The sequence below is a fragment of the Kitasatospora sp. NPDC004799 genome (genome assembly GCF_040609095.1).
In the GTDB taxonomy this organism is placed as follows: domain Bacteria; phylum Actinomycetota; class Actinomycetes; order Streptomycetales; family Streptomycetaceae; genus Kitasatospora.
Genome location: NZ_JBEXJK010000417.1, coordinates 1 through 6959 on the forward strand (window position 1 = coordinate 1; position 6959 = coordinate 6959).

Sequence of the window (6959 nt, forward strand, 5' to 3'; positions counted from 1 at the left end):
TGGAGCGGCGGCGTCGCCACCTACGCCGAACCGGGCCCGATCCGCCGGTACATGGAGCTGGACCGCCGGATGCCGTTCCGGGGCTGGTGCCGCCCGCAGACCGAGGTGAGCGCGGCCGCCGGACTCGCGAACCTCGCCGTCGCCGCCGACCCGTCCCGCCTCCCCGCGGACCGTCTCCACGCGGACCGTCTCCACGCCGGAGCGCAGGCCGGAGCGCACGCCGCCTGGCGGTACGTCCGGAGGCGGCAGCGGGCCGACGGCAGCTGGGACTCCTACTGGTGGACCTCGCCCCACTTCGCGACGCGGCAGGCCGTGGCCCTCGCGCTGGGCGTCGGCGACCTCGCCCCCGTCCGCCGGGCCGCGGCCTGGGCCCTTCGCGGCCAGCGGCACGACGGCACCTGGGGCGCGCCCGGGGCCGCCGCCTCGCCCTTCGCGACCGCGCTGTCCCTGCTCGTCCTGACGGACGCCGGGCTCGGCGACGACCGGCCGATCATCCGCGGGACCGAGGCACTGGTCCGCCTGCAGCAGGCCGACGGCACCTGGCCGAGCCACCCCGTGCTCCGCATCCCGCTCCCCGCCGACCGGAGCACGAGCGGTGACGGCCGCTGGCGCCCGATCCGCTTCGACACCGGGATCACCGTGCCGGACCAGCACCGGCTGTTCACCTCCGCCACCTGCCTGGCTGCGCTGGCCCGCGCCCTGCGCGTGACGGACGATGCTTCGTGAAGATGTTCCGACGGGCCGCGCCAAGGCAGGGCGGCCCGGACGGCGCCGCGGACAACGCCACCTTCCCGGGCAGGTCGATGTGGAGATTCCCGAGCACGTGCGACGGGCGGTCGAACTCGCCGTCCACCGCGGCCTGCGGAGCGAACTCGACGCGCGGGGCCTCCTGCTCACCCCCGAAGCCCTGGCCTCGGCCACGGCCGAGGCCGCCCGCTCGGGCGCGGCACTGCTCCAGCGCGTGGTCGAGCACTGCTACCCCGACGGTCCCGCCGGGGCCCGCAGGGTCGAGTACGACGACGACCGGGCCGCCCGGCGGATCGGACTGGGCCTCGCCTTCGGCGCGGTGACGGCGGGCCTGCTCGCACCCCCGCGGGCCGACCGCGGCCGGGCCGCCGCCACCGGCCTGGCCTGCGCGGTCCTCAATCTGGGCGTCGGCCTCATCGACAGCCTCTGCGACGGCGCGCAGCCACTCGGGCTGGAACTGCTCCGGAGGATCCGCTCCCTCGACCTGGCCGGCATCGGACGCTCGCCGTGGCCGGCCGGTCGGCTGCGCTCGGCCCTGCCGGCACCGCTCGTGGCGGATCCGACCGTGGCCTTCGCCGCCCGCCTGGTCGAGGCCTTCGTCGACCTGCTGCACACCAGCCACCCGGCCGAGGAGGACGCGCCGCTGCGCGACCGCGTGGGCGCCCTGCTGGAGCAGGCCTCGGCGGCGGAACGCCTGTCGGTCGAACTCCCGGACGGGTCCGCCACCCGCGACCGGCTGATCGCGTGTTCGCGGAGCACTTCCGTCCTGCCGTTCCAGATCATCGAGCACCTCGCCACCGGCCTGCCCGCCCTCCCCGCACCGACGGCGGGCACGCTGCTCGGCGAGGCGATGTGGCGGATCGACGACCTGGTCGACCTCGCTCAGGACGCCGCCGGCGGCGCGCTGAACTCCGTGCTGCTGGCCACGGCGGACGCTCCGCGCTCCGCGCCCACCCGCGACGGCACCGCCGCCCTGGAGCGGGTGCTCGCGTCCGGGGTCATCGCGCCCACGGCCGCCGAGGCGGCGAAGTACCTCGAGGCCGGGCTGACCGCGGCCTCCGGCGGGAGCGGCACGCGTGCGGACCGGTCGGCCTTCCTGGCGTTCATCCACCGGTACGCCGGAATCTCCTCCGGCGACCGCTGACGGCCCCACCGGGCGGACCGGGGGCGCCGGTACGACGGGATCGGGAAGGTGGCCGGCCGGTCCTCATACCCGGTCCGGGTCCGATACCCCGGTATCACCCGATCAGGGCCGACGGCTGCGCTTCGGGGCGCGCCCCACCGCTCACCATCACGTCCAACAGCGCGGTGTCCTTGATCGCCCGCTCGGTCAGCGCCGGCAGGTACAGCGTGCCGATGCCCGGCATGCCCTCCAGCCCGCTCGCCAGCTCACCCACGGTCAGCGACAGCACGGTGGAGCGGACCAGCGGGTGGTTCTTGCTGGTCACCAGCTTGACCTCGTGGTCGGCGGGATAGAACCGCAGCAGGTACTCCTGGAGCGGCTCGAACTGCCGCGAGGCGTACGGCCCGGTCGGACAGGTCGGGTCCCCGACCACCGTCGGCTGCCAGATCACGCAGGTGACGTCGCTCTGGATGGGGCGCCGGCGCAGCAGCAGGTCGGTGGCCTCGTACATCTGGATGCCGCCGTTGGCGATGTCGGTGCCGAGGTCGACCAGCAGCGTGTCGAACGCGGAGACCCCGGCGAACACCTCGACGTGCAGGCCCAACTGCGCCGCGGCGCGGTCGACCAGCGTGGTCGGGTAGCAGTACACCCAGGGGTGGCCGTAGACGGCCAGGCAGACCGGCGCCTCGACGAGGGCCGCGGACACCACCTCGGCCGCCATCCTGTGGTAGGTCGGGAGCCGGTTCATGCCCGGCTCGTAGAGGTGGCCCAGGTCGGTCACGCGCGGGCACAGGGTCTCGATGTACTCGGTGACCCCGAACCCCGAGGCGATGACGAACGTGTGCCTGCTCCGTCGGATGACTTCCTCGGCCTCGCGCGTGAGCTGGTGCGTCCCGACGATGCCCGTGCCGACGATGCCGATGTCGAACGGCCACACCGGGTTCGCGGCCGCGTCCCGGTCGCTCATCCGATCAACCGGACCAGACGGAGCACCGACTCGCGGCGTTCCTCGTCGCTCTCGGCCCCTCGCACCGATGCGATCTCCCGTACGATCAATTCGCTGACTCCCTGCTGCTTGGGGGACGCCGACCGGTTGACCCAGTCGTGGGTTCCCGAGATCTTGACCGTGATCGACGGCAGCCGCATGCCGCCGCGGTCCCGCAGTGCTTCGGAGAGCCGCCGCGGATCGCGGAGGGCGGCCATTTCCTCCGGGCTCAACGAGTAGTCCGCCAGGGCCTTTTCGGGGTCCGACTGGCAGTGGATGTAGAAGGCGTAGTCGCTTTGGACACGAGCGAGCGCAGAATTGAAGTCGCGTCGCATATTCCACCTCGATTCCGTTTCGGCCGAGGCTAGGAACGGCCCTCCGGTACGTCAACGAACCACGCCGCAGCCGTACACCCGGCCGGGCCGGGGCGGGCGACCGGCACGAGGAGCGGCCCAGCGCGTTGACGCGGTGGCGGACGAAGGGAGTGGACGGGGTGCCGCCGCACGGCCGTCCGGGCGGGGCCGCCGCGCGACGGACGGACATTAGTGCAGGCAGGCCACACCGGACAACGTTTCGCGCCGTCAGATCTCGGCTTCGCATCGAAGCGGCCACATTCGGGGCCCGGCGGTCGATTCGGGGCCTCCCGAATTGACCAGGGGATCGAAAGGTAGGTAAGCCTTACCTGATTTTCGCGTCAGTTCTCTGGAGGCCCCCCGTGTCCGCTCTGCCCTCGGACCCGTCCGTGTCCGTTCTCCCCGGGTCGGCGCGGCCCACCGGCGCGCCCGCCCGCCCCCTGGGCCTGCACGACGCCTGGTGGACGGTCGCCGCGACGGCCCTGGTGGCCTGCGCCGGGCTGACGGCCTGCGCGTGGGTCTCGACGCACATCCACGTCGACCCGGCGCTGCACCGGGCGGCCCTCTTCGTCCACCTGGCCTCGCTGGTCCTCGGCTTCGGCGCCGTCCTCGTCGCCGACTACTACGGCCTGCTCTGGATGACCCGGCGGTGCACCCTGCAGGAGGCCGTCGGCACCGCCTCGCGCCTGCACCTGCCGATCTGGGCCGGGCTGGCCGGGCTCGTCGTCAGCGGTGTGATGCTGGAGCCCGACCTCTCCTCCCCCCTCACCGTCGTCAAGCTCTCCCTGGTCCTCGCCCTCACCGTCAACGGCCTCCAGGCCGGGCTCCTGAACCGGCGCACGGCCCAGCACGGGGCCGCTCCGCTCACCCGGCGCCTGCTGGTCTGGGGCGCCGGCACCGCGGTCGTCTCCCAGGTCTGCTGGTGGGGCGCCGTCGTGATCGGCTTCCGCAACAGCCAGCACTGACCGCCCGGCACCGGAACCGCCGCTGGCACCGGCACCACCGCACCGCCCGCCACGGTCTCCGGCCGTACCGCGCGAAAGCGGCCGGCGCACCGGCTCCCCGGTGCACCGGCCGCCTCGCGCCGGGTCAGGTCACGCCGTGAACGCCTCGACCACCGACCAGAGCGCGAGCACGGCCATGCAGGCCCCGCCGATGCGCTGGACCAGCTTGAGCGGGACGCGCTTGGCGATGAAGCGGCCCACCAGCAGGGCGAGGGCGGAGACGGACATCAGCGCGATGGCGGAGCCGATCGCGGTGGACAGCACCCCGTTGGTCGCGGCCAGGTTGGCGGTGGTGATCTGGGTCAGGTCACCCCACTCGCTGATGAACACCGCCATGAAGGCGGTCGTCCACACCGGCCAGAAGCCCGTCACGGTCCGCCCGGCCTCGTCCTCGCCGTCGTCGTCGCCCCCGCTGCGCAGGAGGACGAACGCGCCGAAGGCGAACAGGGCGGCGGAGACCAGCTTGACGAGCATGCCGGGCAGCAGGCCGATCAGGCTGCCCGCGCCCACCGCGATGGCGACGTGCACGATGAAGGCCGACGAGGTGCCGAGCCACACGTACAGCGGACGCATCCGGGTGCCCATGGCCAGGGAGGCGAACATCGTCTTGTCGGGGAGTTCGGCGAGGAAGATCAGCCCGAAGGCGGTGAGGATCGCCAGGGGGTCGAGAGACATCGAGTGGCTTTCTGCTGGGCCGGGCCCAGCGCCTTCAGCCGGACACCCTCGGCAGGGTGCTGCGGGAGGACCACTCGGCCCGGCATGACGGAAAACGGCCCCCGCGGGTGCGGGCACCGGTCATGCCTTGGCCGAAGGTCTCGTCCACCGCGCCGCCCGGAGGCGCTGCGGCCCGGCGGCCGGGCCGCCCGCTGACGCGGACGTCCAGTGTGTCGACCTGCCGGTGTTTCGGGACTACTCCCCTTCGCACGCCCAGGATACCCGAGCCGCGATCGCTCCTTGACCCCCACCCGGACCGCCGGGCGGCTGCACTCGGACGCATGTTACGTTACAGTCATTGCATGTAACGGCAGCCCGCACGGCGCGGGCCGACCGGCGACGACTTCTGCACCGGAGGACGGACATGGCAAACGACCGCCAACGCGGTCGCATGGGACTGCTGCTCGTCGACCTCGTCAACGAGAACTTCTCGGTGGACGGCAAGGGCTACCCGATCTACGCGCCGGAGTACGAACGGCTGGGCACGATCGGCCACCTGAAGAGGCTGATCGCCGGGGTGCGGCGGCACCGGGACGTTCCCGTCCTCTACTCGACGACCTCCTTCACCGACGAGGACTACACGTCGTGGCGGCACGTCTCCGGGATCCACCGGCAGATGTTCGACAGCCGGATGTTCGAGGCCGGCACCTGGCACACCGAGTTCCACCCGGAGCTGGCTCCCCGGCCGGGCGACGTGGTGCTCGCGCCGCACAAGGGCCTCGACGTCCTCCAGCACACCGACCTGGAGTTCCAGCTGCGGCAGCGCGGCATCGAGTACCTGGCGATCGCCGGGGTCTCCGGGATCATGGCCGTGGAATCGACGGCCCGCACCGCGATGGAACGCGGCTACCACGTCACGGCGTTCACCGACGCGATCGCCGCCCCCGGCGGCCTGGTCACCTACCAGGCGATGATGCGCGGCCTGACCATGGTCTCCCACCGCGTGCTCGGCGTGGACGACTACCTGGCCTCGCTCGACGCGCCGGCGGCGTGACACGGCCGCCGGCGGTCCGGCGGGGAGGAAAGCAGGCGGGGGACGCAGGGGAGGGAAGCAGCGCATGCGACGGGCACGGACGCGGTTGACGGAGGTTCACGACCGGTTCCTGGCAGCCGATCCCGGGCTGCTCCGGCTACGGTCCGCGCTCGGCACGGTCTGCGCGGTGCTGCTGACGCTCGGCGCCCTGGCGGCGCCGGGTGCCCAGGTGCCGGTCCTGGTGACGGGCGCCCTCACGGCGATGGTCAGCACGGCCGCGGTCACCGAACCGCGGCCGCGCGACCAGGCGCTGACCCTGGCGGCGGGGCTGCCGGTCGCCCTGGCGACCCTGGCGGCCGGCAGCGCGCTGGCGCCGTACCGGGTCGCGGCGGACGTGGTGTTCGTGCTGCTGATCTTCGCCGCCGTCCACCTCCGGTGGCGGGGTCCGCGCGCGACCACGCTGGGGATCCTCGCCTTCCAGCTCTTCTTCGTGACCCAGTTCGTCGGGACCCGCGTGGACCGGCTGCCGCAGCTGTCCCTGGCCGTGCTGACGGCCTTCGGCAGCTCGGCGCTGGTCCGGTTCGCCGTCCTGCGCTCCACGCCGGAGCGGACGCCGGCCCGGCTGCGGCGAGCCTTCGAACTGCGCCTGGCGCTGGTGCTCGACGCGCTGATCGACGCGGTCGAGCCGGCCGAGGACGGGCCGGAGGCACCGCGCGCCGTGCGGGCGGTCGACGGCCTGCGCCGGCAGGCGGCCCGCCTGCACACCGGTGCCCTGATGATCCAGCAGCAGCTGGGCACCGGCACACCCGACGAGCGCGCCGCCACCGCGGTCCAGCGCCGCGTGGCGGAGGCGGAGACGGCCGTGGAGCGGTTGGCCGTCCTCGTGCTGCGGGTGCTGCGGCCCGGCGCCGACGTCGACACCCTGACCCGGTACCGGACGCAGGCCCGCCCCCCCCCGTACCCCCCCCCCCCCCCGTGCCCCCCCCCCCACAAGCCCCGCGACACCGCCGCCCAGCCCCCGAAGGGCCCGGGGGCGCGGACGGGGGGGGGCGCCGGGCGG

6 protein-coding genes and 2 pseudogenes are annotated in these 6959 nt (G+C 73.7%); 5 read left to right on the forward strand and 3 right to left on the reverse strand.

Going from position 1 to position 6959, the window contains the following annotated elements:
• Positions 1–726 (forward strand): annotated as a pseudogene (locus ABZW03_RS34135) (hypothetical protein); the annotation flags it as partial.
• A 79-nt stretch (positions 727–805) separates the two neighbouring features.
• The gene (locus ABZW03_RS34140; RefSeq protein WP_355267214.1) at positions 806–1891 is read left to right on the forward strand and encodes a hypothetical protein; all 1086 of its coding nucleotides are present in this window, start codon (positions 806–808) and stop codon (positions 1889–1891) included.
• A gap of 94 nt (positions 1892–1985) precedes the next feature.
• Here the strand turns inward: ABZW03_RS34140 and ABZW03_RS34145 are convergent, their stop codons facing one another.
• Together ABZW03_RS34145 and ABZW03_RS34150 are read right to left on the reverse strand one after the other, a co-directional pair.
• Positions 1986–2837 (reverse strand): SAM-dependent methyltransferase, encoded by an 852-nt coding sequence (locus tag ABZW03_RS34145; protein WP_355267217.1) that lies wholly within the window; start codon positions 2835–2837, stop codon positions 1986–1988.
• A complete protein-coding gene (locus tag ABZW03_RS34150) occupies positions 2834–3190 on the reverse strand; it encodes a hypothetical protein (RefSeq protein WP_355267220.1) in 357 nt (118 codons plus the stop codon). Before ABZW03_RS34150 ends, ABZW03_RS34145 begins: the two co-directional genes overlap by 4 nt.
• 380 nt (positions 3191–3570) lie before the next feature.
• Between ABZW03_RS34150 and ABZW03_RS34155 the strand changes: the two genes are divergently transcribed.
• On the forward strand, positions 3571–4173 hold the full coding sequence (locus ABZW03_RS34155; RefSeq protein ID WP_355267223.1) for a hypothetical protein: 603 nt from the start codon (positions 3571–3573) through the stop codon (positions 4171–4173).
• 129 nt (positions 4174–4302) lie between these two features.
• On the opposite strand, the gene ABZW03_RS34160 is transcribed toward ABZW03_RS34155, so the two are convergent.
• Positions 4303–4887: a TMEM165/GDT1 family protein gene (locus ABZW03_RS34160; RefSeq protein WP_355267226.1), complete on the reverse strand. Its 585-nt coding sequence runs from the start codon at positions 4885–4887 to the stop codon at positions 4303–4305.
• Positions 4888–5317: 430 nt separating this feature from the next.
• Here ABZW03_RS34160 and ABZW03_RS34165 point away from each other — a divergent pair, with 430 nt between their 5' ends.
• Entirely contained in the window at positions 5318–5920 is a 603-nt protein-coding gene (locus ABZW03_RS34165; protein ID WP_355267229.1) for an isochorismatase family cysteine hydrolase, read from the forward strand.
• Positions 5921–6005: 85 nt separating this feature from the next.
• A pseudogene (locus ABZW03_RS34170) lies at positions 6006–6959 on the forward strand (FUSC family protein); the annotation flags it as partial.